22 protein-coding genes, 1 tRNA gene and 2 pseudogenes are annotated in these 25,167 nt (G+C 58.0%); 17 read left to right on the top strand and 8 right to left on the bottom strand.

Annotated features, from left to right (window positions below):
• Positions 1-5: 5 nt before the first annotated feature.
• The 4 genes and pseudogenes from napA to AAHB66_RS05430 all read right to left on the bottom strand — a co-directional run bounded on the left by napA (position 6) and on the right by AAHB66_RS05430 (position 3,571).
• Entirely contained in the window at positions 6-2,492 is a 2,487-nt protein-coding gene (gene napA / locus AAHB66_RS05445; RefSeq protein WP_347115445.1) for a nitrate reductase catalytic subunit NapA, read from the bottom strand.
• The gene (gene napD / locus AAHB66_RS05440; protein WP_347115444.1) at positions 2,489-2,752 is read right to left on the bottom strand and encodes a chaperone NapD; all 264 of its coding nucleotides are present in this window, start codon (positions 2,750-2,752) and stop codon (positions 2,489-2,491) included. The genes napA and napD overlap by 4 nt, the downstream gene beginning before the upstream one ends.
• A pseudogene (gene napF / locus AAHB66_RS05435) lies at positions 2,745-3,234 on the bottom strand (ferredoxin-type protein NapF); the annotation flags it as partial. The gene napD and the pseudogene napF, both read right to left, overlap by 8 nt.
• Positions 3,235-3,494: 260 nt before the next feature.
• Positions 3,495-3,571, bottom strand: a tRNA-Arg gene (locus tag AAHB66_RS05430).
• Positions 3,572-3,795: 224 nt separating this feature from the next.
• On the opposite strand from AAHB66_RS05430, the gene folD reads away from it, so the two are divergent.
• The 5 genes from folD (at position 3,796) to AAHB66_RS05405 (ending at position 8,342) form a co-directional block, all read left to right on the top strand.
• Positions 3,796-4,662, top strand: coding sequence for a bifunctional methylenetetrahydrofolate dehydrogenase/methenyltetrahydrofolate cyclohydrolase FolD (gene folD / locus AAHB66_RS05425; RefSeq protein ID WP_285128639.1), 867 nt, complete (start codon positions 3,796-3,798; stop codon positions 4,660-4,662).
• A 1-nt stretch (position 4,663) separates the two neighbouring features.
• Positions 4,664-4,876, top strand: a complete 213-nt coding sequence (gene ybcJ, locus AAHB66_RS05420; RefSeq protein ID WP_333850882.1) for a ribosome-associated protein YbcJ — start codon at positions 4,664-4,666, stop codon at positions 4,874-4,876.
• A 281-nt stretch (positions 4,877-5,157) separates the two neighbouring features.
• Positions 5,158-6,657, top strand: coding sequence for a PTS transporter subunit EIIC (locus AAHB66_RS05415; RefSeq protein WP_347115443.1), 1,500 nt, complete (start codon positions 5,158-5,160; stop codon positions 6,655-6,657).
• Positions 6,658-6,731: 74 nt separating this feature from the next.
• A complete protein-coding gene (gene malI / locus AAHB66_RS05410) occupies positions 6,732-7,748 on the top strand; it encodes a Mal regulon transcriptional regulator MalI (RefSeq protein ID WP_347115442.1) in 1,017 nt (338 codons plus the stop codon).
• Between the two features lie 72 nt (positions 7,749-7,820).
• Positions 7,821-8,342: a metal-dependent hydrolase gene (locus AAHB66_RS05405; protein WP_347115441.1), complete on the top strand. Its 522-nt coding sequence runs from the start codon at positions 7,821-7,823 to the stop codon at positions 8,340-8,342.
• A 79-nt stretch (positions 8,343-8,421) separates the two neighbouring features.
• On the opposite strand, the gene cysS is transcribed toward AAHB66_RS05405, so the two are convergent.
• On the bottom strand, positions 8,422-9,807 hold the full coding sequence (cysS, locus tag AAHB66_RS05400; RefSeq protein WP_347115440.1) for a cysteine--tRNA ligase: 1,386 nt from the start codon (positions 9,805-9,807) through the stop codon (positions 8,422-8,424).
• A gap of 171 nt (positions 9,808-9,978) precedes the next feature.
• Here cysS and ppiB point away from each other — a divergent pair, with 171 nt between their 5' ends.
• The 7 genes from ppiB to mnmH all read left to right on the top strand — a co-directional run bounded on the left by ppiB (position 9,979) and on the right by mnmH (position 14,702).
• Positions 9,979-10,473, top strand: a complete 495-nt coding sequence (gene ppiB, locus AAHB66_RS05395) for a peptidylprolyl isomerase B (protein WP_333850892.1) — start codon at positions 9,979-9,981, stop codon at positions 10,471-10,473.
• A gap of 3 nt (positions 10,474-10,476) precedes the next feature.
• Positions 10,477-11,199: a UDP-2,3-diacylglucosamine diphosphatase gene (gene lpxH / locus AAHB66_RS05390; RefSeq protein ID WP_347115439.1), complete on the top strand. Its 723-nt coding sequence runs from the start codon at positions 10,477-10,479 to the stop codon at positions 11,197-11,199.
• Positions 11,200-11,341: 142 nt separating this feature from the next.
• Positions 11,342-11,551 (top strand): YdgH/BhsA/McbA-like domain containing protein, encoded by a 210-nt coding sequence (locus AAHB66_RS05385; protein WP_039032584.1) that lies wholly within the window; start codon positions 11,342-11,344, stop codon positions 11,549-11,551.
• Positions 11,552-11,621: 70 nt separating this feature from the next.
• Positions 11,622-11,810, top strand: a complete 189-nt coding sequence (locus AAHB66_RS05380; protein WP_347115438.1) for a hypothetical protein — start codon at positions 11,622-11,624, stop codon at positions 11,808-11,810.
• A gap of 173 nt (positions 11,811-11,983) precedes the next feature.
• Positions 11,984-12,493 carry a 5-(carboxyamino)imidazole ribonucleotide mutase gene (gene purE, locus AAHB66_RS05375; protein ID WP_337016212.1) on the top strand — a complete coding sequence of 170 codons (510 nt, stop codon included), beginning with the start codon at positions 11,984-11,986 and terminating at the stop codon, positions 12,491-12,493.
• On the top strand, positions 12,490-13,557 hold the full coding sequence (purK, locus tag AAHB66_RS05370; RefSeq protein ID WP_347115437.1) for a 5-(carboxyamino)imidazole ribonucleotide synthase: 1,068 nt from the start codon (positions 12,490-12,492) through the stop codon (positions 13,555-13,557). Before purE ends, purK begins: the two co-directional genes overlap by 4 nt.
• Positions 13,558-13,631: 74 nt before the next feature.
• Entirely contained in the window at positions 13,632-14,702 is a 1,071-nt protein-coding gene (gene mnmH / locus AAHB66_RS05365; protein ID WP_347115435.1) for a tRNA 2-selenouridine(34) synthase MnmH, read from the top strand.
• Positions 14,703-14,795: 93 nt separating this feature from the next.
• Here mnmH and AAHB66_RS05360 read toward each other — a convergent pair whose 3' ends face one another.
• From AAHB66_RS05360 to ybbA, 3 genes and pseudogenes are all read right to left on the bottom strand, one after another.
• Complete coding sequence (locus AAHB66_RS05360) at positions 14,796-15,941, bottom strand: porin (RefSeq protein ID WP_347115434.1); 1,146 nt, start codon at positions 15,939-15,941, stop codon at positions 14,796-14,798.
• Between the two features lie 182 nt (positions 15,942-16,123).
• Entirely contained in the window at positions 16,124-18,538 is a 2,415-nt protein-coding gene (ybbP, locus tag AAHB66_RS05355; protein ID WP_347115433.1) for a putative ABC transporter permease subunit YbbP, read from the bottom strand.
• Positions 18,535-19,222: pseudogene (ybbA, locus tag AAHB66_RS05350) on the bottom strand (putative ABC transporter ATP-binding protein YbbA). The gene ybbP and the pseudogene ybbA overlap by 4 nt, the downstream one beginning before the upstream one ends.
• Between ybbA and tesA the strand changes: the two are divergent.
• The 5 genes from tesA to AAHB66_RS05325 all read left to right on the top strand — a co-directional run bounded on the left by tesA (position 19,190) and on the right by AAHB66_RS05325 (position 25,030).
• The gene (gene tesA / locus AAHB66_RS05345; protein ID WP_347115432.1) at positions 19,190-19,816 is read left to right on the top strand and encodes a multifunctional acyl-CoA thioesterase I/protease I/lysophospholipase L1; all 627 of its coding nucleotides are present in this window, start codon (positions 19,190-19,192) and stop codon (positions 19,814-19,816) included. The pseudogene ybbA and the gene tesA overlap by 33 nt on opposite strands.
• A complete protein-coding gene (locus tag AAHB66_RS05340; protein ID WP_347115431.1) occupies positions 19,806-20,612 on the top strand; it encodes an SDR family oxidoreductase in 807 nt (268 codons plus the stop codon). Before tesA ends, AAHB66_RS05340 begins: the two co-directional genes overlap by 11 nt.
• Positions 20,613-20,669: 57 nt before the next feature.
• Positions 20,670-21,524: a co-chaperone YbbN gene (locus AAHB66_RS05335; protein WP_347115430.1), complete on the top strand. Its 855-nt coding sequence runs from the start codon at positions 20,670-20,672 to the stop codon at positions 21,522-21,524.
• Between the two features lie 599 nt (positions 21,525-22,123).
• The gene (locus AAHB66_RS05330) at positions 22,124-23,866 is read left to right on the top strand and encodes a hypothetical protein (protein ID WP_347115429.1); all 1,743 of its coding nucleotides are present in this window, start codon (positions 22,124-22,126) and stop codon (positions 23,864-23,866) included.
• A gap of 309 nt (positions 23,867-24,175) precedes the next feature.
• Positions 24,176-25,030 carry a hypothetical protein gene (locus AAHB66_RS05325; protein WP_347115428.1) on the top strand — a complete coding sequence of 285 codons (855 nt, stop codon included), beginning with the start codon at positions 24,176-24,178 and terminating at the stop codon, positions 25,028-25,030.
• The last annotated feature ends 137 nt before the right edge of the window (positions 25,031-25,167 follow it).

Here is a 25,167-nt window from a genome sequence, read left to right as displayed (position 1 = left end):
CGCAATTACACCTTCGCCAGCTTAACGGCGCACTTCTTGAAATCCGTCTCTTTGGAGAGCGGATCCGTCGCGTCCAGGGTCAGGTTATTGACCATCTGCGCGGCATCGAAGAACGGCATATAGACCAGCCCCTGCGGAGGACGGTTACGGCCCCGGGTTTCGACAATCGAAATCACTTCGCCCCGGCGGGAGATGACTTTCACCTTTTCACCACGACGCAGATTGCGCGCTTTGGCATCCAGCGGGTGAATAAACAGCACCGCCTCCGGGAAGGCGCGGTGCAGCTCGGGAACGCGGCGGGTCATACTGCCGGTGTGCCAGTGCTCCAGCACGCGGCCGGTGGAGAGCCACAAGTCGAACTCGGCGTCCGGCGCTTCGGCAGCCGGTTCGAACGGCAGGGCGAAGATCACCGCTTTGCCATCCGGCTTGCCGTAGAACTTATAGCCCTCGCCCGCTTTGACGTACGGATCGTGGCCTTCGCTGTAGCGCCACTGGGTCTCTTTCCCGTTTACAACCGGCCAGCGCAACCCGCGCGCCTTGTGGTAATCGTCGAACGGTGCCAGATCGTGACCGTGGCCGCGGCCAAACCAGGCGTACTCCTCGAACAGCCCTTTTTGCAGATAGAAGCCCAGCTCGCGGGATTCGTCATTGAGCTGCTCTGCCGGGATCTCGCTCAGCGGGAACTTGCTGACCGCAGGGGTGGCGAACAGCACGTCGTATAGCGTTTTGCCCCGCAGCTCTGGCTTCTGCGCCAGCAGCTCTTCCGGCCACACCTCGTCGGTTTTGAAGCGGCGGGCGAACTCCACCAGCTGCCAGAGGTCCGATTTGGCCTCGCCGGGAGCTTTGATCTGCTGACGCCAGAACTGGGTGCGGCGCTCCGCGTTGCCGTAGGCCCCCTCTTTCTCCACCCACATCGCGGTAGGCAGGATCAGGTCTGCGGCCAGGGCGCTCACGGTCGGGTACGGGTCGGAGACGATGATAAAGTTGCGCGGATCGCGCCAGCCCGGCATACGCTCTTCGTTAATGTTCGGCCCGGCCTGCATGTTGTTGGTGCACATCGTCCAGTAGACGTTCAGCTTGCCGTCCTTGAGGGCGCGGTCCTGCGCCACGGCATGCAAACCGACTTTCGCCGGAATAGTCCCGGCGGGGATCAGCCACTGCTGCTCGCAGATCGCGCGGTGCTTGTCGTTGGTGACCACCATATCCGCCGGCAGACGGTGGGCGAAGGTGCCCACTTCACGGGCGGTGCCGCAGGCGGAAGGCTGGCCGGTCAGGGAGAACGGACCGCAGCCCGGCTGAGCGATTTTGCCGGTCAGCAGATGGATGTTGTAGACCAGGTTATTGGCCCACACGCCGCGGGTATGCTGGTTAAAGCCCATCGTCCAGTAGGAGATCACCTTCTTGTTCGGATCGGCATACAGTTTTGCCAGCGCCTCCAGCTGATCTTTCGGTACCCCGGTCATCTGTGCCGTTTTATCCAGGGTGTATTCCGCCACGAAGGCTTTGTACTCCTCAAAGCTCATCGGCTCGGAGGCATCGGAACCCGGGTTTTTCGCTGCTTTTTCCAGCGGATGGGTCGGACGCAGGCCGTAGCCAATATCCGTTACCCCTTTGCGCAGGTTGACGTGCTTGCTGAAAAAGTCCTGATCGATCGCGTCGTTTTGAATGATGTAGTTGGCGATGTAGTTGAGGATCACCAGATCGGTTTGCGGGGTGAAGATCATGCCGTTGTCCGCCAGCTCAAAGCTGCGGTGCTGGAAGGTGGAGAGCACGGCGACGGTGACGTTGGGATCGGACAGGCGACGGTTGGTGATGCGCGACCAGAGGATCGGGTGCATCTCGGCCATGTTGGCCCCCCACAGGACAAAGGCGTCGGTCTGCTCGATATCGTCGTAGCAGCCCATCGGCTCATCCATGCCAAAGGTTCGCATAAAGCCCACCACCGCCGACGCCATGCAGTGACGCGCGTTCGGGTCGATGTTGTTGGAGCGGAACCCGGCTTTGAACAGCTTGGCGGCGGCATAGCCTTCCCAGATGGTCCACTGACCGGAACCGAACATGCCGATGGATTCGGGGCCCTTCTCTTTCATCGCGGTTTTGAACTTCTCTTCCATGACGTCGAAGGCTTGTTCCCAGCTGATGGGGGTAAATTCGCCCTCTTTATGGTACTGACCGCCCTTCATACGCAGCAGCGGCTGGGTTAAGCGATCCTTTCCGTACATGATTTTGGGCAGGAAGTAGCCCTTAATGCAGTTCAGGCCGCGGTTAACCGGTGCTTCAGGGTCGCCCTGACAGGCCACAATCCGCCCCTGCTGGGTACCCACCAGCACGCCACAGCCGGTACCGCAAAAACGGCACGGCGCTTTATCCCACTTGATGGCTTCCTGCTGGCCGACCACCGCCCGGGCCACGCCCGGTACGCTTAGCCCGGCAGCCGCCGCAGCGGCCGCAACGGCGTTAGCTTTCATAAAGCTACGACGACTGAGTTTCATGGTGTTTCCTCACCTTGCTCATCCTGCTGGTGATAAACCAGCGACACCGCCAGTACGTCCGTAACGTTGCGTACCGACTCAATTGTTTGCATCAGCGTGTCGTGTTGTTCCGACTCGACCACCACGATCATCTGACCGGTCCCCCGGTCGCTGAGGGCGACCTCACAGCCCGCCAGCTCAGTCAGCCGGGCGCTGAGGGTGCTGATGTGCTGAGGTTTGGCCTGAACGATCAGGCTGCAGACTTGCCAGCTCGTGTGCATGGGGATACTCCGCGTTGATGGCCGATACCGGGCAGCTGGCGACACAGGCCCCGCATCCGTTACAGGCCTGGTTATCGAGCTGCGGCTGATAAATGCCTGACAGCCCGGGACGAAACGTAATCGCCATGGGTTCGCAGCTGTCCTGACAGCGATGACACTCAATGGACTGATATGCGAGGCAATGTGCCCCGACGGTAAAAATCAGATCCCAGGCCCTGGTGTGGCGCACAAGAAAGAGTGATTCAGGACAGACCTGCGCGCAGACCGCGCAGAAGCTGCATTCGCCCTGCTGAAAATTAACGGTCGGATAACCGCCCGGGCCGCGCGCCAGAATCTGGTTTTCACAGGCCTGAACGCAGGCATCGCAGCGGGTGCACTGGGCAAAAAAAGCGATCTGCTTCTCCGCTCCAGGGCGGGCGGATCCCGCTGCCGGCGCTACGCCATCTGCCTGTCAACATGCCCCGACGGGAGAGATCAACCATGACACCGCCCTTCCATGACGACACTTGCCTGGGTGGCTAAGCGACAAGAAAAACCGCACTGTCTGTGCGTGGTTATTTTTGCGGATAAGATATTTCAGGATGTGTTAGAGGTGCATACCCCAATGGAGGTAAATACAGTAGGTAGATCAACAAAGTAGCGGGTTAGGCGGCTGAACGCAGGTCAGCACAGGGTAATCCGTTGAAAACGGCAGTTTTACGACGGATAAACAGGGATAAGGGGGTAGCTGAGAGAGCTGAAATGGTACGCCCTAAAGGATTCGAACCTTTGACCTACGGCTTAGAAGGCCGTTGCTCTATCCAACTGAGCTAAGGGCGCACTGAGAAGCGGATACTTCGCTGTGGTGAAACGCGTGGGATTATACGGTCAATGCCGGTTGAGTCAATGCATTTTAGTACAATCCTCTTGTAGTTCATACCGATGGCTGACAACTGTCCTGCTTAACAGGAAAATCCGCAAAGTGTGACTGACAGCAGCGCGCGCTTCTGACAAAATATGCGCATCCCCCCCTTTCACTCCTTACAGATGGAATCTTCTCTCTGATGGCAGCAAAGATTATTGACGGTAAAACGATTGCGCAGCAGGTGCGCTCTGAGGTTGCGGAAAAAGTGGCAGCACGTCGGGCCGCTGGAAAACGCGCTCCCGGGCTGGCTGTTGTGCTGGTCGGCAGTAACCCGGCTTCACAAATTTATGTCGGCAGCAAACGCAAAGCGTGCGAAGAGGTGGGCTTTCTCTCCCGCTCTTACGATCTGCCGGAAACCACCTCTGAAGCAGAGCTGCTTGAGCTGATTGATACCCTGAACGCCGATAAAGAGATCGACGGCATTCTGGTCCAGCTGCCGCTGCCTGCGGGCATCGACAACGTGAAAGTACTGGAACGTATCGCGCCAGACAAAGACGTGGACGGCTTCCACCCGTACAACGTTGGCCGTCTGTGCCAGCGTGCGCCGCGCCTGCGTCCGTGCACCCCGCGCGGCATCGTCACGCTGCTGGAGCGTTATAACATCGATACCTACGGCCTGAACGCCGTGGTGATTGGCGCGTCCAATATCGTTGGCCGTCCGATGAGCATGGAGCTGCTGCTGGCCGGCTGCACCACCACCGTTACCCACCGCTTTACCAAAAACCTGCGCCAGCACGTCGAAAACGCCGACCTGCTGATCGTGGCCGTGGGCAAGCCGGGCTTTATTCCGGGCGAGTGGATCAAGGAAGGCGCGATTGTGGTGGACGTGGGGATTAACCGTCTGGAGAGCGGCAAAGTGGTAGGCGATGTGGTTTACGAAGATGCCGCCGCCCGCGCCTCTTACATCACCCCGGTTCCGGGTGGCGTAGGGCCAATGACCGTAGCGACACTGATTCAGAATACTTTGCAGGCATGCGAAGAGTATCACGACGTAGAGGAAGCGTAAGATGGCCACTTTTTCATTAGGTAAACACCCGCACGTTGAACTGTGCGATCTGCTGAAGCTCGAAGGCTGGAGCGAGAGCGGCGCCCAGGCCAAGATCGTCATTGCTGACGGTCTGGTCAAGGTGGATGGCGTGGTGGAAACCCGCAAGCGCTGCAAGATTGTTGCCGGTCAGACCGTGAGTTTTGAAGGTCAGAGCGTCACCGTCGTTGCCTGAGTCGTCTGATGCCCGGCGGCGCTTCGCTTGCCGGGCCTACATACGGGCTCTGCCTGTAGGCCGGGTAAGGCGCAGCCGCCACCCGGCAATGCTTTTCTAAAATCCCCCACACCTATCACGGTTAATTATCGATCAACTTCAAATAATCACTATTTCATCTGTTGAAATGTGAAAATTAAGTTGCGCGAATTTCAGGCTTTCATCACGATAAGTAGAACGTTCTACTAAAACGTTCTACTCACTATAACAGCGCTCACAGAGCGCACTCGGGGGAAATCAGAATGGGTCTGATATCAGGTTTTGTTAAATCGCTGTCGAAATTATCGATGATTGGTCGCGCCTTAATGCTGCCGATCTCACTGCTTCCTGCTGCGGGCCTGCTGTTGGCCTTCGGGGATAAGTTCCACCTGCCGCTGATGATGAACGCGGGCGGCGTCATTTTTGATAACCTGCCGATGCTGTTTGCCATCGGCTCGGCCGTCGGCCTGGCATCCGAATCCGGGATCGCCGCGCTGTCGGCAGCGGTGGCGGTGTTTGTCACCAACATCACCATCGGCACCGTGCTCGGCATTACGCCGGAGATGGCCTCCCAGGGCGGGAAATACGCCATGGTGGTGGGCATTCCGACGCTGCAGATGGGCGTCTTTGGCGGCCTGCTGTGCGGTATTCTCGCCGCATGGTGTTACAACCGCTTCCACACCATGCAGCTGCCGGAATTTCTCGGCTTCTTCTCCGGTAAGCGTTTTGTCGCCATTGCCACGGCGTTCCTGTCCTTCGTGATGGGCCTGCTGCTGCCGTACATCTGGCAACACATCCAGGCCGGTATCGACGCCCTGTCGGTGGTGGTTAACGGTGATAACCAGGCGGCATCAACCTTTATCTTTGGTCTGGTGGAACGTGCGCTGATCCCGCTGGGTCTGCACCACATCTGGTATCCGTCTTTCTGGTACTCGTTCGGGGATTACACCACCCAGGCGGGTCAGGTGATCCACGGCGACCAGACCATCTGGTTCAAGATGCTGGAAGAAGGCACCAAATCCTTCAGCAGCGACACCTATCAGAACGCCGGTAAGTTCATGCAGGGCGAATTCCCGCTGATGCTGTTCGCACTGCCTGCGGCCTGTCTGGCGATGTATCACGAAGCCCACACCAGGAACAAAAAGATCGCTGCCGGTATTCTGTTCTCTGCGGCACTGACCTGCTTCCTGACCGGGATCACCGAGCCGGTAGAGTTCACCTTTATCTTCGTGGCGCCGATCCTCTACGTCTTTAACGCCATCATGGCGGGCCTGGCGTACATGACCATGTACCTGATGCATGCGCATATCGCCAAATCCTTCTCCGCGGGCTTTATCGACTACCTGTCATTCGGGATCCTACCGTCGTTTAACGGCTACCAGACCAACTTCCTCAACGCCATTATCATCGGTATCCCGATGGCGCTGATCTACTACTTCACCTTCCGCTTCGTGATCCGTCGTTTCGACGTGAAAACGCCGGGCCGTACTGAAGTCACCGCCAATGCGAATGACAAAACGGATAGCGAAATCGCCACCGAAATTATCGGCCTGCTGGGCGGCGCGCAGAACATCGACTCCGTCGGCTCCTGCATCACCCGTCTGCGTCTGGAAGTAGCGAAAAGCGAGATGGTGGATAAAGACGGTCTGAACGGCCTCGGCGCACGCGGCGTGGTCTTCGTCGGTGACTCCGGCATTCAGGTTATCTTTGGCGCCCGGGCGCAGTTTATCGCCCAGACGATGTCCACCATGATCGGTAAATAATAAGCTGCCTGACCGACACGTCTCCTGTACTCTTACGGGAGACGTGGTTTTATCAGGCATTTCAGGGAGAAGATGTGAAGAAGGTCAGCATCATTGATGTCGCCAGAGAGGCAGGGGTCTCCGTCTCCACCGTCTCGCTGGTCCTGCGTCAGAAAGGAAAGATCTCCGAGGCGACGATCGAAAAAGTCCACGCCGCCATCACCGCCCTGGGTTACGTGCATAACGTGGCCGCCGCCAACCTTCGCGCCAACACCTCCAATCTGATCGGTCTGATCCTGCGTGATTTCAGCGACAGCTTTTCCATCAAGGTGATGGCGAGTATCGTCCAGGAGCTGGAGAAACAGGGTTTTATGGTGTTTCTCGGCCAGCCGCTGAACGACGGCGAGCACCTCGAGCGCTGTCTGCTCTCCTTTAAGCAGCAGGGCGTCGCCGGGGTGATCTATCTGGCCTCTAACACCCGCCATGCCACTCTCCCGGCGTTGATCCGTCAGTGTCCGCTGCCGCTGGTTGCGGTGTCGCAGTCGCTGCTGGATGAGACCTGCAATCTGGTGATGCGTGACAACCGCCAGGCGGCGCATCTGGCGACCCGCTATCTGATTGAGCGCGGACACCGAAATATTGCCTATATCGGCGGCACGGAAGGGGATCTGATCCGCGAGCAGCGCCTGCTCGGTTTTCGCAGTGCGATGACGCAAAACGGGCTGGTGTTCCGCGACGAATCCGCTCCGGCCTGCAGCGACGATACCCAGGCGGTGAGTTACGCAACCCGGCAGCTGCTGGAGAAGAACAATACTATTACCGCCCTGCTCTGCCACTCCCCGGACGCGATGCTCGGCTCGATCTCCGGTATTCATCATGTCGGGCGCACGGTGGGGAAAGATGTGTTTCTCACCCAGCAGGTGGCGCTGGTGGGGTTTGAGGATATGCTGCACGTCAATCTCACCTCTCCATCCTTTACCTATGTCTCCTCCGCCAGCGAAGAGACGGGACGTCAGGCGGCGGGGCTGATGATCCGCAAGCTGAAAGAGCCTGAGCTGCAAACCCAGCGCATTACCCTGTCGGGGCAGCTGATCGCCCGGGAATCGGCATAATTCAGATTTACGCCCGGCACTGCGTTTAGCCGTGCTCTGCTATATTTCCATGATTTGCCATGGATGATCGTTATGCCAACCATCATTACCCACGCCGCGGTGCCTCTCTGCCTGGGCTTAGGGCTGGGCACCCGGGTTATTCCCCCTCGCCTGCTGTTCACCGGGATTGTCCTCGCCATGCTGCCGGATGCCGACGTGCTGTCGTTTAAGTTTGGCGTCGCCTACGGCAATATTTTTGGCCATCGCGGCTTTACCCACTCCCTGCTGTTTGCCTTTGTGGTGCCGTTACTCTGCGTATTAGCGGGGCGACGATGGTTCAGGGCCGGGCTGGTGCGCTGCTGGCTGTTTTTAACGGTGTCGCTGCTGTCGCACAGCCTGCTGGACTCGGTGACGACAGGCGGGAAAGGGGTCGGCTGGCTATGGCCGTGGTCGGATGAACGCTTTTTTGCGCCCTGGCAGGTGATCAAGGTCGCACCTTTTGCGCTGTCGCGCTACACCACGCCGTACGGGCATCAGGTGATTCTGTCGGAGCTGCTGTGGGTGTGGTTGCCGGGGGTAGTGCTGATGGGGTTGTTATGGTGGCGGCGGAGGTAAAAAAAGCCGGGTGGCGCTGCGCTTACCCGGCCTACGTTCTATTCCCTCTCCCCTATGGGGAGAGGGTTAGGGTGAGGGGTTATTTACGGCGCCAGGTGGTGCCCTGCGGGCCATCTTCCAGAATGATCCCCATCTCGGTGAGACGGTTACGCGCGGCATCCGCTGCGGCCCAGTCTTTTGCCTGACGGGCTTCCAGACGGGCTTTGATCAAGGCTTCAATCTCCGCCACTTCACCATCATCCGTCTGCGCACCGCTCTGCAGGAACACTTCCGGCGCCTGCTCCAGCAGGCCAAGCACGCCGGCCAGCTTACGCATATGGGAGGCCAGCGCGTTAGCCGCATGTGCATCTTCGCCTTTCAGACGGTTCACTTCACGGGCCATATCAAACAGCGCCGAGTAGGCTTCCGGGGTGTTGAAGTCGTCGTTCATCGCCTCGATAAAGCGGGCTTCGAACGCCTCGCCACCGGCTGCCGCCACGGAGGTATCGGTCCCGCGCAGCGCGGTGTACAGACGCTCCAGGGCGGAACGCGCCTGCTTGAGGTTCTCTTCGCTGTAGTTCAGCTGGCTGCGATAGTGGCCGGACATCAGGAAGTAGCGGATGGTTTCAGCATCGTAATACTTCAGCACGTCGCGCACGGTAAAGAAGTTGCCCAGCGATTTTGACATCTTCTCGCGGTCAATCATCACCATCCCGGAGTGCATCCAGTAGTTCACATACTCGCCATCGTGGGCGCAGGTGGACTGGGCGATTTCGTTTTCATGGTGCGGGAACATCAGATCGGAACCGCCGCCGTGAATATCGAAGTGGTTACCCAGCTGTTTGCAGTTCATGGCCGAACATTCGATGTGCCAGCCTGGACGGCCCGCACCCCACGGCGATGGCCAGCTCGGCTCGCCCTCTTTGGACATCTTCCACAGCACGAAGTCCATCGGGTTACGCTTCACATCAACCACATCAACGCGGGCCCCGGCCTGGAGCTGATCCAGGTCCTGACGGGAGAGCTGACCGTAGTGCGGGTCGGTCGGGACGTCGAACATCACGTCGCCGTTGTCCGCCACGTAGGCGTGACCTTTGGCAATCAGCTGTTCGGTGATCTCAATGATCTCAGGAATATGGTGCGTCGCACGCGGTTCAAGGTCCGGGCGCAGGATATTCAGCGCGTCAAAATCCTTGTGCATTTCGGCGATCATGCGGTCGACTAACGCGACGAAGTTTTCACCGTTCTCGTTAGCGCGCTTGATAATTTTGTCGTCGATATCGGTGATATTGCGTACATACTTAAGCTTGTACCCGAGGAAACGCAGATAGCGTGACACCACGTCAAACGCGACAAAGGTACGGCCATGGCCGATATGACAGAGATCGTAAACGGTAATACCACACACGTACATGCCGACTTCCCCGGCATGAATAGGTTTGAATTCCTCTTTTTGGCGCGTCAGTGTGTTGAAGATTTTTAACATCGAAGATTCCATGTGAGACGTGTGTGGACGAAAACGGCATATTCTACACTAATTCAAACGCGAAGCGGCGCACAATGCAAGGTGATCGCGCCGTGAGGTTATGCTATAACAGGCGCTTATTGTGGCCCCTCACGGGGTCGAAGCACCACTATAACGGAACAGGATGCAAAAATGGTTACTTTCCACACTAATCATGGCGATATCGTAATCAAAACCTTTGATGACAAAGCGCCTGAAACAGTTAAAAACTTCCTGGACTACTGCCGCGAAGGTTTCTACAACAACACCATTTTCCACCGTGTGATCAACGGCTTTATGATCCAGGGCGGCGGTTTTGAACCTGGTATGAACCAGAAAGAGACCAAAGACGCGATCAAAAACGAAGCCAACAACGGTCTGAAAAACACCCGCGGTACGCTGGCAATGGCCCGTACTCAGGCGCCACACTCTGCCACCGCGCAGTTCTTCATCAACGTGGCTGACAACGACTTCCTGAACTTCTCCGGCGAAAGCCTGCAGGGTTGGGGCTACTGCGTGTTCGCAGAAGTGGTTGAAGGTATGGACGTCGTTGATAAGATCAAAGCCGTTTCTACCGGCCGCAGCGGTATGCACCAGGACGTTCCAAAAGAAGACGTAGTGATCACAAGCGTGACCGTCAGCGAATAATTCGTGGCGACACTCTTTATTGCAGATCTGCATCTGCAAACAGAAGAACCGGCGATCACCGCCGGTTTTCTGCGTTTTTTACAGGGTGAAGCCCGGCACGCCGATGCGCTTTACATCCTCGGGGATCTGTTCGAAGCCTGGATTGGCGACGACGATCCCAACCCGCTGCACCGCGAGATAGCGCGTGCGCTTAAAGCGCTGGTTAATTCTGGCGTTCCCTGCTTCTTTATCCACGGCAACCGCGACTTTCTGATCGGCAAGCGTTTTGCCCGTGAAAGCGGCATGACCCTGCTGGCGGAAGAGACCGTCCTCGATCTGTACGGCCGCCGCGTACTGATTATGCATGGCGACACGCTCTGCACCGACGATACCGGTTATCTGGCGTTTCGCGCCAAAGTGCACACACCCTGGATCCAGACCCTGTTTCTCGCCCTGCCGCTGTTTATCCGCAGCCGCATTGCGGCGAAGATGCGCGCCGGCAGCAAAGCCGCCAACAGCAGCAAATCGATGACCATCATGGACGTCAATCCGCAGGCCGTCATCAGCGTGATGGAAAAACATCAGGTGCAGTGGCTGCTCCACGGCCATACCCACCGCCCGGACGTGCACGATCTGACCGTCAACAATGAGCCCGCCCACCGCGTGGTGTTAGGGGCCTGGCATAGCGAAGGCTCGATGATCAAGGTCACGCCCGAAGGCGTGGAGCTGATCGCTTTCCCGTTCTGAACCCCCGCCTGAAATTCATTCAGTTTTTTTGAACTATTTCCGCAAATTGTTTTGATTTTAATCACACTTCGGTCGGCCTATGATTACTCACATCAGGGCAACAACGCCCTACTCCAAACAAAACAGCTTAAGGAATACGACCATGAAATCCATCAAAACTTTCGTTGCAGTTGCCGCTCTTTCTCTGATCTCTTTCGGTTCTTTCGCTCAGAGCGTCAGCGCCACCGCCTCAACCCTGGACCGTGCGGAAGCCAAAATTGCCGCTCAGGCCGCTAAAGAAGGCGCAGCGTACAAAATCACCAGCGCTCAGTTTGACAACCGCGTGCACATGACCGCTGAACTGACTAAATAATTTTACTGATTGCCGTGCCGCCAGATAAGAGACCAGCGTCAGCGACAATACGATGAAGAAGGAAAAGAGAATGAAAAATATCAGCATCGTCAGCGCCCTGCTGCTGGCCACCTCACTGTCATCTGGCGCAATGGCTGCAGCGCATCACGTCTCCACCCCGGAGGCGGGCTCGAATATGGACACGGCAATGCATCAGAATCATATTGATGTGAACCATGCCTTCGACAAAGAGAACCTGACCGCAGGCAATCTCCTGTAATAAGGGTTCAGAAATCCTGTTAAAGACCGCCGAAAGGCGGTCTTTTTCGTTGCAGCAGGTGGCAGCCTTTGGCGGAAGTTTTAGCCGCGCAACCGTTTTCCTTGCCTGTAGATCGTGCTATTCTCTGTCACCTCAAAAGCCGAGAGTTGTGCACCACAGGAGTTTTAAGACGCATGTCTTCCAGCAATAATCCGGCGCGTGTCGCCATCGTGATGGGGTCCAAAAGCGACTGGGCTACCATGCAGTTCGCCGCCGAAATCTTTGACATCCTGAATGTTCCTCACCACGTTGAAGTGGTCTCCGCACACCGCACCCCCGATAAACTGTTCAGCTTCGCCGAAGGCGCGGAAGAGAACGGCTATCAGGTGATTATTGCCGGTGCCGGCGGGGCCGCACATCTGCCCGGCATGATTGCCGCCAAAACCCTGGTGCCGGTGCTCGGCGTCCCGGTCCAAAGCGCCGCCCTGAGCGGCGTCGACAGCCTCTACTCCATCGTGCAGATGCCGCGCGGCATTCCGGTCGGGACGCTGGCGATTGGGAAAGCGGGTGCTGCTAACGCCGCCCTGCTGGCCGCACAGATCCTCGCAACGCACGATAAAGAACTGCATCAGCGCCTGGTCGCGTGGCGTAACGCCCAGACCGACGAGGTGCTGGAGAACCCGGACCCGCGAGGTGCGGCATGAAACAGGTTTGCGTCCTCGGTAACGGCCAGTTAGGCCGCATGCTGCGTCAGGCTGGTGAACCGCTGGGGATCGCCGTCTGGCCGGTCGGGCTGGACGATGAACCCGAAGCCGTGCCCTTCCAGCAAAGCGTCATTACCGCAGAGATTGAGCGCTGGCCGGAAACTGCCCTCACCCGCGAGCTGGCGCGTCATAACGCCTTCGTTAACCGCGACGTCTTCCCGATCATCGCCGACCGTTTGACGCAGAAACAGCTCTTCGACGATCTGCACCTCGCCACCGCCCCGTGGCAGCTGCTGACGGAGAAAGGCCAGTGGTCCGGCGTGTTTGCCACCCTGGGCGAGCTGGCGATCGTCAAGCGCCGCGTCGGCGGCTATGACGGACGCGGCCAGTGGCGTCTGCGCGCCGGTGAAACCGACCAGCTGCCGGACGAGTGCTACGGCGAGTGCATCGTTGAGCAGGGCATTAACTTCAGCGGTGAAGTGTCGCTGGTGGGCGCCCGCGCCCACGACGGCAGCACCGTCTTTTATCCCCTGACCCACAACCTGCATCAGGACGGCATTCTGCGCACCAGCGTGGTCTTCCCGCAGGCCAATGCCGCTCAGCAGGCGCAGGCCGAAGGCATGCTCTCGGCCATTATGCAGGAACTGGGCTACGTCGGCGTGATGGCGATGGAGTGCTTTGTCACCCCGGATGGTCTGCTGATCAACGAGCTGGCCCCGCGCGTGCACAACAGCGGCCACTGGACGCAAAACGGTGCCTCCATCAGCCAGTTTGAACTGCACCTGCGCGCTATTACCGGATTACCGCTGCCGCAGCCGGTGGTCAACAGCCCGTCGGTGATGATCAACCTGATCGGCACCGATCTGAACTATGACTGGCTGAAACTACCGCTGGTGCATCTGCACTGGTACGACAAAGAGGTTCGTCCGGGGCGCAAGGTCGGCCACCTGAACCTGAATGACAGCGATATCCCCCGCCTGAGCGCCACGCTCGAAGCCATTGTGCCCCTGCTGCCGCCTGAGTACGCCAGCGGCATCGCCTGGGCGCAGGCAACCCTGAGCTAAGTCATACCGCCGGGGAGTTGATCTTCCCCTTCCCCGGCGTAAAATCCTGCCCATCGCTGTTTTGAGGGATCCTTATGAACGATGGGACGGACTACCGCGCCATACTTGCTGCCGACACGCCGATAATCGACGTGCGCGCCCCTGTGGAATTTGCCCAGGGCGCCATGCCTGCGGCAATCAACCTGCCATTAATGAATGACGACGAACGCGCCGCCGTGGGCACCTGCTATAAACGCCAGGGGCCGGAGGCAGCGCTCGCGCTCGGCCATCGTCTGGTGAGCGGCGAGACGCGCGACCAGCGCATGGAGGCCTGGCGCACCGCCTGCCTCGCGCAACCCCAGGGTTATATTTGCTGCGCCCGGGGCGGGCAGCGCTCGCATATCGTGCAGGCGTGGCTGAAAGAGGCAGGCGTAAATTATCCGCTGATCCGCGGCGGTTATAAGGCGCTGCGTCAGGCGGCGATGCAGATCACCGTTGAGCAGGTGCAAAAGCCGACCGTGCTGATTGGCGGCTGTACCGGCAGCGGCAAAACGCTGCTGGTGAAGGCCCGTCCTGACGGAATCGATCTTGAAGGGCTGGCGCACCATCGCGGCTCGTCGTTTGGCCGCACGCTGACGCCGCAGCTTTCGCAGGCCAGCTTTGAAAATCATCTCGCGGTGGAGCTGCTGAAAAAGGACGCCGCGCGCTGGGTGCTGGAAGATGAAGGAAGGATGATTGGCTCCAACCATCTGCCGGAGTGCCTGCGCGATCGCATGGTGCAGTCGCCGATTGCGGTAGTTGAGGATCCCTTTGAGGTACGCCTGGAGCGTCTGCGGGAAGAGTATTTCGAGCAGATGTGGCAGGCCTTCCGCGCCGCGCGTGGCGAAGAGGCGGGCTGGCTGGAGTACGGCGAGTACCTGCACCACGGCCTGTTTGCCATCCGCCGTCGGCTGGGGTTACAGCGTTTTGCCGAATTTACCGCCCTGCTGGATAACGCGCTCGTTGAACAGCAGCGCACCGGCAGCACCGAGGCGCATTTCGCCTGGCTTGCGCCGCTGCTCAATGACTATTACGACCCGATGTACCGTTACCAACTGGAGAAGAAGGCGGAGAAGATTGTTTATCGCGGGACGTTTGAGGACGTTGCCGGGTGGCTGAGTCGTTGAAAAAAGCCGGGTGACGGCTACGCCTTACCCGGCCTACATGTTCCGCGCGATTTTGTAGCCCCGGTAAGCGTAGCGCCACCGGGGACAGACGTCTTAGAAGTCGTAACGCAGACGCACCAAGTTCATATCGCCCAGATCGTCGGTGCTGGAGGTGAACACGTGCTCGTAGTCAACACGGAAGCCGTAGTCCAGCTGGAAGCTGATACCTACGCCGTTGTCGATGCGCTGGTAGTTACGGCCATTCATGGTCTCAATACGATCACCCATGAAGTAAGGCTGGATGGATTTCACCGCATACTGACCAATCGGGAATTTATAGCCCGCGAAGTACTCAATCCCCCACGCATCGCCCGCGAAGTAGTCATTTACCGACACTTTTTTGCTGGTCATAAAGTTCTGATACCAGCCGCCGCCTGCGGAGAAGGTCCAGTTGTCCGGGGTCCAGCTCAGCGCGGTACCGAGGATGTTCTGATCCCAGGACTTGCTGTCGCCGTTATCCGGGTTACGCATGTCGGCGCGGGTGTAGTTCCAGGCCGCGCCCCAGGTCAGGTCGGTGGTCAGACGATAATCCACACCCAGTGAACCGCCGCCTTTACGCTTGTAACGCAGGCCGTTGCCCGGCAGGTATTCGCTGTCTTCGAACAGGTAAGAGGCGTAGATGTCGGCATCGCCGAGGGTTTTCTTGTACTTCAGCATCTGGCGTGAACGGTAAGAGCCGTCGTAGTCGCCGTTGATGCCGTTACCCGGTGCCTGGCCGATCATGTCGTAGTCCCAGATATCGGTTTTCGCGCCCACCACATCATAATAAACGCTGTTCTGCTGGCCGAAGGTCAGGGTGCCCCAGGTGTCGCTCTTCAGGCCGGTGTAGAGCATACGGCGGGAGGTGTCGTGCGCGCCTTCGGCATGGTGGTTGTCCCAGTCGAACTGGGCCGGAATGTTCACACCCAGCTCGTAGTAGCTGATCCAGCTGATGTCATCAAAGAGGTAGTAATCTGCTGCGAAACGGAAACGGGTGCCGCCGTCAAAGCCGTTACGCTTGTAGCTGTTCTTGCCGTCGTCGCCGGTCATGTTCTGGAACTGAGGACGGATGCTGCCGCCCACGGTGAAGTTCAGACGGCTCAGCGGGTTGCCCGCCTGCGGATCTTGTTTCAGTACGGTGATTTCAGCCTGGGATGCAAAAGACGCCAACGCCACTGCTGCGCCGATCGTTACCGCCAGCGCTTTTTTAGTTATGGTCATTATTTTTCCTTAATAGACACACTGCCATTTATTTAGCAGGTGAATATTAACCAGGATTTATCTGCTCGTGTTGACCGGTTTTTAATGATTTGTGCCACTAAAACGCAATGATTTATCTTTTTATGCTACTTAAGTGGAACGCGCCGGTATATTAACCGGCGCGTGATGGTTGCGGAGGGGGATTAACCGGAGAACTGACGGAACAGGGCTTTGCCTTTCAGCAGACGGGCACCCAGCCAGCCGCCGCAGAGCGATAGCATTACCGCCCCACAGAGCGGCAGGATCACCCACAGCCGCCAGTCTGGCTCCCAGGGGAAGTCGAACACCCGGGTTTGCAGCACCGCCAGCGCGGTTTCTGCGCCAATGGCCGCCACCAGGCCAGCCACCAGCCCCAGCAGGGCAAACTCGCTCCACAGGGTGGTACGCAGCAGCTTTTTGCCCGCCCCCAGGGTGCGGTAGACCACCAGCTCCTGATGGCGCTGACGCATCCCGACCTGCACCTGAGCCAGCAGCAGCAGTACGCCGCAAATCGTTACCAGCACCACCATCACCTCCAGCGCCCGGCTCACCTGCTCCAGCACCTGGCCGACCTGTCTGAGGATCGCCCCGATATCCAGCAGGCTGATGGTCGGGAACTCGCGGTTAAGCTGGGTGAGCATGCCGTTGCCGTTTTCCCAGCGGAAGCTGGTCAGCCAGCTCTGGGGCTGCCCGTCCAGCGCCCCGGAAGGGAAGATAAAGAAGAAGTTCGGCCGCAGGCTCTCCCAGTCAACTTTGCGCAAGCTTGTAACTTTCGCGCTGAAGTCCTGGGTATCGCCGGTAAAGGTCACCGTATCCCCCAGCGCAACGTTGAGACGTTTCGCCAGCCCCTCCTCCATCGACACCTCCCCCGCTTTCGGAGGCCAGCTACCGGCGACGATCGGGTTATGATCCGGGCGTTTATCCTGCCAGGTCAGGTTCAGCTCGCGGTTGAGGGATTCATCCTTATTGCCCTCGGTGGACTGGCCGTTGATCTGGGTCAGGCGCGCCCGCACGATAGGGTAGTAGGACTCGGGGATAATCTGATGCTCTGAGAGGAACCCCTTCAGCGGCGCGATCTGCTCCGGGGCGATGTTGATCAGGAAATAGTTCGGGCTCTCCGGCGGGAGCTGCTGTTGCCAGCGATCCAGCAGGTCGCCGCGCAGCACCAGTAGCAGCGCCAGCAGCATGAACGACAGCGAAAACGCCGACAGCTGGCTGAGGGTCGACCACGGCTGACGCAGCAGGCGGTTCACCGCCAGGCGCACCGGCAGCGATTTTACCGTCAGCCCTTTCAGCACGCTAAGCAGCATCCAGCCCAGCACGCCGCAGAGCAGCGCCAGCACTACCGCCCCGGCCAGCACAGCCCACAGCAGCATGCTGCCGCCCATCAGCCAGGCGAGCAGCACCACCACCACCGCCACGATTACCGGCAGGTAAAATTTTAGCGGCCAGACGCTGGCCACCACGTCGCGACGCAGGACGCGCAGCGGCTGGGTCGCCAGCAGCAGGCGGTACGGACGCAGCCCCACCAGCAGCGAGATGACGATCATCGCGCCAATGGCCCACAGCCACGGCCAAAGGCTCGCTGGCGGCAGGGCAGCAGGCAGCACCGGCTTGAGCAGCACCATCAGCACCTTTTCAAACAGCAACCCCATCGCTCCGCCGGTAATGGCGGAGAGCGCCAGCACCGCCAGCCACTGGCCGACGATCAGCTTACGCAGCTGCGCCCTGCCCGCCCCCAGGGTTTTGAGGATCGCCACCAGGTCGTAGCGGCTGCGGCAGTAGTGGCCCACCGCCACCGCCACTGCTGCGACCGCCAGCAGCAGCGTCAGCAGCGCCGAGAGCAGCAGGAACTGCTGGGAACGCTCCAGCGATTTGCCAAGCGCCCCGTCCTCCTGCTCCATTCCGGACCAGCGGTGCTCCGGCTTCAGCTGTGGCAGCAGCCACTTCTCGTAACTCGCTAACTGTGCGGGCGTGCCGCCAAACTTAATGCGCCAGGTGACGCGGCTCCCGGGCTGTACCGCCCCGGTTTTGGCCACATCCGCGGTATTCATCAGCAGACGCGGTGCCATCTGAAAGGGGTTAAATCCGGAATCGGGTTCCTGAACCACTTCCCCGGCAATTTTCAGGGTGGCATCCCCGACGTCAATGCTGTCGCCGGTTTTTAAATTCAGCAGCGCCATCAGACGCGAGGCCAGCAGCACCGTGCCCGGGGCCGGTTTCAGGCCCGGCGGGTTGGTCTGTAGCTCGCCGTACAGCGGATAGAGATCATCCACCGCCTTCACGCTCGCCAGCTGCGGCGTATCGGCGGCAAAGGTCATGGTCTGGAAGCTGAGCTGCTCGCTGACCTTCAGCCCCTCTTTTCTCGCCTCTTCAAGCCAGGCCTGCGGCACCTCGCGGGAGCTGCGCAGCGTCCGGTCTCCGGCCATAAATTCGCGGCTCTGCTGGCTGAGCCCCTTTTCCATCCGATCGCTGACGCTGCCGAGCGCCAGCACGCAGGCCACCGCCAGGCTTAGCGCCAGCCAGACGATGAGCAGCGAGGGGGAGCGCCATTCGCGCCAGAACCAGCGGGCAATCATGCTTCCTCCCGCAGTTCACCATTGACCAGGCGCAGGCGGCGGTCGCAGCGGGCCGCCAGCTGCGGGTCGTGGGTGACGAGGATCAGCGTGGTGCCGTGCTCGCGGTTCAGGGAAAAGAGCAGATCGGCAATTTTGTCCCCGGTCTGGCGATCGAGGTTGCCGGTAGGTTCATCGGCAAAGAGCACGTCCGGGCGGCCGTTAAACGCCCGGGCCAGCGCCACGCGCTGCTGCTCGCCGCCGGAGAGCTGCGCCGGAAGATGATCGAGGCGCTTTCCGAGCCCCAGCTGCTCCAGCAGGGCTTTGGCGCTCTCGCGGCTGTGGGCGGTGTTTTCGCCGCGCAGCAGGCCGGGCAGCTCGACGTTCTCCAGCGCGTTGAGCGTCGGAATTAACATAAACGACTGGAAAACAAAGCCGATGTGCTTTGCGCGCAGGGCGGCGCGCGCCTCTTCATCCTGCTGGTGCAGGGGTTGCCCGACCAGGTGGACCTCACCGCTGCTGCCGTCATCCAGCCCGGCGAGGATCGCCAGCAGCGTGGACTTACCGGAGCCCGACTCCCCAATCAGGGCGATGCTCTGCCCGCGTTTGACAATGAGTTCAACTCCGGTAAGGATGGAAAGCTCGTGTTCCCCCCTGACCCACGGACTTCTTAAGATGATGAACTTCAACAATGTTTTCCGCTGGCATTTGCCCTTCCTGTTTCTGATTCTGATGACATTTCGCGCCGCGGCGGCGGACACGCTATTAATTCTGGGCGATAGCCTCAGCGCGGGCTACCGAATGGCGGCCAGTGCCGCCTGGCCTGCCCTGCTGAACGATAAATGGCAGACCAGAACGTCGGTGGTCAACGGCAGCATCAGCGGCGATACCTCTCAACAGGGGCTTTCACGCCTGCCGGCCCTGCTGAAACAGCATCAGCCGCGCTGGGTGCTGGTGGAGCTCGGCGGCAATGACGGTCTGCGCGGCTTCCAGCCTCAGCAGACCGAGCAGACCCTGCGCAAAATTTTGCAGGATATTCGCGCCGCGAACGCCCAGCCGCTGCTGATGCAAATTCGCCTGCCCGCCAACTACGGTCGTCGGTATAATGAAGCCTTCAGCGCCATCTATCCGAAGCTTGCCAAAGAGTTCGATGTCCCGCTGCTGCCTTTTTTTATGGAAGAGGTCTACCTGAAGCCGCAGTGGATGCAGGATGACGGTATTCACCCCAACCGGGACGCACAGCCGTTTATTGCCGACTGGATGGCGACCCGGCTGGCTCCTTTAGTTAAACATGACTCGTAATTCAGCGGAGATCCTGACAGGTAAAGTTATGCAAAAATCGGTCTTAATAACAGGATGTTCCAGTGGAATTGGCTTTGAAAGTGCCCTTGAACTGAAGCGCCAGGGATTCTGGGTACTGGCCGCCTGCCGCAAACCCGAAGACGTTGAACGGATGAACGGCGTAGGTTTGACCGGCGTGCTGTTGGATCTGGATTGTGCCGACAGCATCGAGCGCGCCGCCGATGAGGTGATCGCTCTCACCCATAATCGTCTGTACGGGCTGTTTAACAATGCCGGTTTCGGCGTTTACGGCCCGCTGCAGACCGTTACCCGGCAGCAGCTTGAGCAGCAATTTTCCGCCAACTTTTTTGGCGTGCACCAGCTCACCATGCGCCTGCTGCCCGCCATGTTGCCGCACGGCGAAGGGCGGATTGTGATGACCTCCTCGGTGATGGGGCTGATCTCCACGCCCGGCCGCGGGGCCTACGCCGCCAGCAAGTACGCGCTGGAAGCCTGGTCGGATGCGCTGCGCATGGAGTTGCGCCACAGCGGCATCAAGGTGAGCCTGATTGAACCGGGCCCCATCCGCACCCGCTTTACCGACAACGTTAACCAGACCGCCGATAAGCCGGTCGAAAACCCCGGTATTGCCGCGCGTTTTACGCTGGGACCGGAGGCGGTAGTCGCCAAAGTGCGCCATGCTTTTGAGAGCAAAAACCCCAAAATGCGTTATCCGGTCACGCTGGTGACCCATGCCGTCAGCCTGCTGAAGCGTCTGCTGCCCGGCCGGATGATGGACAAAATTTTACAGGGCTGAGTTGAAGCCACGCGCCACGCCCCCATGTAAATAAAAACTCATAACCGAGAATGCCGCATGTCCGTACAGAATATTGTCAACATTACCGAAGCCAACCTGCACCAGACCCTTGAACAGTCGATGACCAAACCGGTGCTGTTCTACTTCTGGTCTGAGCGTAGCCAGCACTGTCTGGAGCTGACGCCGGTGCTCGAAAAGCTTGCGGCCCAGTACAACGGTCAGTTTATTCTGGCAAAACTGGACTGCGACGCCGAGCAGATGATCGCCTCGCAGTTTGGTCTGCGCGCCATCCCAACGGTTTATCTGTTCCAGAACGGTCAGCCGGTAGATGGCTTCCAGGGGCCGCAGCCGGAAGAGGCGATCCGCGCCCTGCTGGATAAAGTGCTGCCGCGTGAAGATGAGCTGAAAGCGCAGCAGGCGGCGGCCCTGATGGCTGAAGGCAAGCATGACGAAGCCCTGCCGCTGCTGAAAGAGGCGTGGCAGCTCTCCGGTCAGAACAGCGAAACTGGCCTGCTGCTGGCGGAAACGCTGATTATCCTGAAGCGCTCCGAAGATGCCGAAGGGGTGCTGAAGACCATCCCTCTGCAGGATCAGGACACCCGCTATCAGGGTCTGGTGGCGCAGATTGAACTGCTGAAGCAGGCCGCGGATACCCCGGAAATTCAGCAGCTGCAGCAGCACGTTGCCGCCAACCCTGCCGACGCCGCGCTGGCCAGCCAGCTGGCACTGCAGCTGCATCAGGTCGGTCGTAACGAAGAGGCGCTGGAACTGCTGTTCAGCCATCTGAAAACCGATCTGGCGGCCGCTGATGGTCAGGCGCGTAAAATGTTCCAGGAAATTCTGGCCGCGCTCGGCACGGGTGACTCCCTGGCTTCGACCTATCGCCGTAAGCTTTACGCCCTGCTGTACTGATCGCTCCCTCCTGTGCCCGGTAATACTTCGCTTACCGGGCCTGCTCATCTGATTTAACCTCTCCGTATCATTTCCGCCTGATAGCTGACGACTAAATATTTTCAGTCTATGGACAGATTGACTGTTTTTATTACCTTCTCAGTCGACCCTCACTTTAAAACCAATAAAGACTTAAATAAGTCTATATAAAGACTACTTACACGCACGCAAGAAAATAACAACATCTTCACGAACCAATAAAAAACCCGTCTGGCAACGGCCAAAAAGCGTTACCAAACGTAAATTTGATCACAATATTCTACCAAAAAGACTAATCACACACTTTATGTAACATTTTTCTCTAAGCGAAGCATACCCTTCTTTCGTTTGAAATTAGACTAATTGTAGACAATGAAAATTGATCGTTAATTGACTTACCAATAACTATTTAATGGTTAGAATCCAGAAAAAAATGACCATTAAAAATGGCTTTAGTTATACACAAGACAACAAAAAGACAATAAAGACATCTGCAAATACTTCAGAGCCAGAGCCCTCATACTCTCTGCCACTCTGCAATTTACATTTTGATCAAACGATTGACCTCAGGATATGTAGAGATGAAAACCACGTTGAAACTGATCGCATCGGCAGTGTCGCTGTGCGTTACTGCCCCGGCTGCGTATGCGATAAGTTCGGATCAGGCAGCAGCGAACCTGAAAGGCGCGCTGGAATTTGACCACTTTGCACAAAAAAATTACGCCGCCGCGCTCAGGGCCGAACGCGTGACCAATGTCGATATGATGAATGTGATCCATCAGTACCAGGCGGGATCGCCTGAAGCCGCAGCTGCCGCCCGGACGCATCTTGATGCTTTAAATTTAATCAGCCAACGCCGCAATGAGGTTAAATTTGCTCAGACGCAGCTGCAGGCCGCACGCAACGCATTCAAAGATGGTTCGATTGCGCCGACAGCCATTCCTGTCGCGCCAATGCCACAACCTCTCAAAGCCCCACCGCTGCCGGTACAGGCCGTTCCACCAAAGCCAGTGGTATATCACGTTCCACAGCCGATCGTTGCACCACCGAAGCTGGCCTATAACGTGCCGGTTAAACCGCAGACGCTGACGACCAACAACACTCCGCAGCCAATCGTGGCTCCGCCGAAACCAACCTATAACGTGCCGGTCAAACCACAAACGCTGACGACCAACAACGCCTCGCAGCCAATCGTTGCGCCGCCGACGCCAATCTATAACGTGCCGGTTAAGCCGCAGACGCTGACGACCAACAGCACTACGCAGCCGATCGTGGCCCCGCCGACGCCGACCTATAATGTGCCGGTTAAACCACAAACGCTGACGACCATCAGCACTCCGCAGCCAATCGTGGCCCCGCCGACGCCAACCTACAACGTGCCGCCAAAACCGCAGACGCTGACGACTACCAACAACACCCAGCAACCGATCGTCGCGCCGCCGACACCAACTACGCCACTAGCTCCGGCATATGAAATCAAAACCATTCAGCCTATCCTGAGCCTGCAGCCAGCGGCTGGTGATATTCCTTCACCTCAACCGCTGCCGACCACAACGGTGCAGGTCGTTAACCAGCAAACTATGCCAACCACGCTTGTTAAAGGGACGCCGGACAATACCGTCATCAACGCGCAAAAAGCAGATACCGGAAGTGTGACCCTGGTGGATAGTCAGACAACTCCACTGACCGTGACCAGCGCAGGTGCCGATGCCCAGCCGTCAGCACCTGCAAAGAAGACCGCCAGCACCAGTCAAACTGCGGACAACAGCTACACCGTCAGGATCGTTAGCGAGGTGAACAGCTACTATGTCGATCAAACTAACCGCAGCCAGATAGAGACTAACGGTCAACGCATCGCGAGCAATAGCCAGCGTATCGAGACCAACGGCCAAAATATCGACAACAACAGCCAGCGTATCTCGGGCAACAGCCTGCGTATCGACAACAACAGCCAGCGTATCTCGGGCAACAGCCTGCGTATTGATAACAACAGTCAGCGTATCTCAGGTAACAGCCAGCGTATCGACAGCAACAGTCAACGCATCTCCCGCAACAGCCAGTCGATTGAGCGTAACGCGAAAGAGATTGATGACACCCGTGAAGATCTTAAACGGGGTCTGAATAACGCCACGGCGATGTCCAGCCTGCATTATCACTCCGATAATTCATGGGCACTGTCGACGGGTACGGCGAATGGCGATGGTGCAGCTCTGGCTGCCGGTCTGCAGAAAGGCGTGACCCCGCATGTTGCCGTCAACATGCAGGCATCCAGCTCCTTCGATAACGGCTGGATGGCCGGAGCGGGCATCTCAGGCGATTTTTAATCCCCTCGCTCCGTTCTAAAACCCACTTCTGGCCGCCGTCATGGCGGCCTTTTTCATTTCAAAAGCGGCTTCACTTAAGTCTTATTAATGTTTAATTCTGGCAAACAGATAACGAGACTTATCTCTGCGCATCGCAGTCTTTAAAATGTCCTCATTTTTTTACACTACCCCTATCAGGAGTAACCTTTATCTTCCATTTGTGATCGACACAAACATCCCGCATCTGTAGCTAATGGCCTCATCCTGCAAGAGATGATAAACTTTTTCGCGTTTGAAATGGCAGGCTAATAACTAGAGGTAGTATGCGGCATGACACACATCTTTTATGAGTTTACCTCCCTGAAGCCGGGCGTTCCTGATGTAGAAACATTAATGCAAGTCATCAATTCCTCGACAGTCACCAGCTTTGTTATTGGCCCTGAAGTGGTTGATTTTGTAAAAAAAGCGTTAATCGTCAACACCACCATTATCAGCTTTAAAAACTGCAAATTTGCCTTCGATAATGGCACGCATTTCATTGAATTTGACGGGAAAGGGAAATCGAAACGCTACGATGAAGTTCCGGAGTGGTTTGTCTCCCCGGCTGACTTCTCCCGCACCCAGTGGCTTATCAACCATAAGCTGTCGGATGTGATGGCGACGACCTTTATCGACGTGCTGATGTCTTACCCGCTGAAAGAGCGTCGCGCCCACTGCAATCTGCTGTTCGGATTAGACTTGCATAAGACAGGAGTCGTGCCGTCCAGCACGCCTGCCGCAAGCAAGATCGGCAATAAAAATGGCAAAACCACCAAACCCAAAATCATCGAGCTGGGATCGTTCGAGCTGTTCAGCCAGTTCTTTGATCGTCTGAAAAGCGCCGTTGCGGAGGATCGGTTCCCAACCCTGCAGGTGCTGACCGGCATCGACAACCTGGCGAAAGCGCCAAACAACCTTAAGCAGGGGATCCGCACCTGGTTCAAAGCCATTACCGGCGACCTGCCGCCTAACAATAAGCGCGTCGAAGCCGGGAATGCCGGGTTGTTCTGCGCCCCGGTACGCGAACAGCTGCAGCAGATTGAAGCGATCGGTCTGGAAAAATACTATGCCGCGCTGTCACGCGCGATCAACGAGGCCGGCGAGCAGTATATCTCTGACTTCACCTGGACCGGGCCCAACGCCTGACCCACCGCATTCTGGTGATTTTTTGTCCCGCCCCGCTATTTTTAGCGGGGCTTTTTTTATGTCTGGATCCTGCCCGCACCGTTGATTCGGCGCGAATTCGTGCCTGTTTGCCGGTATACTTATGGACAACAAACGAA

Source organism: Leclercia sp. S52 (assembly GCF_039727615.1).
Classification (GTDB): domain Bacteria; phylum Pseudomonadota; class Gammaproteobacteria; order Enterobacterales; family Enterobacteriaceae; genus Enterobacter; species Enterobacter adecarboxylatus_B.
This window is presented reverse-complemented; position numbering and strand designations above follow the sequence as displayed.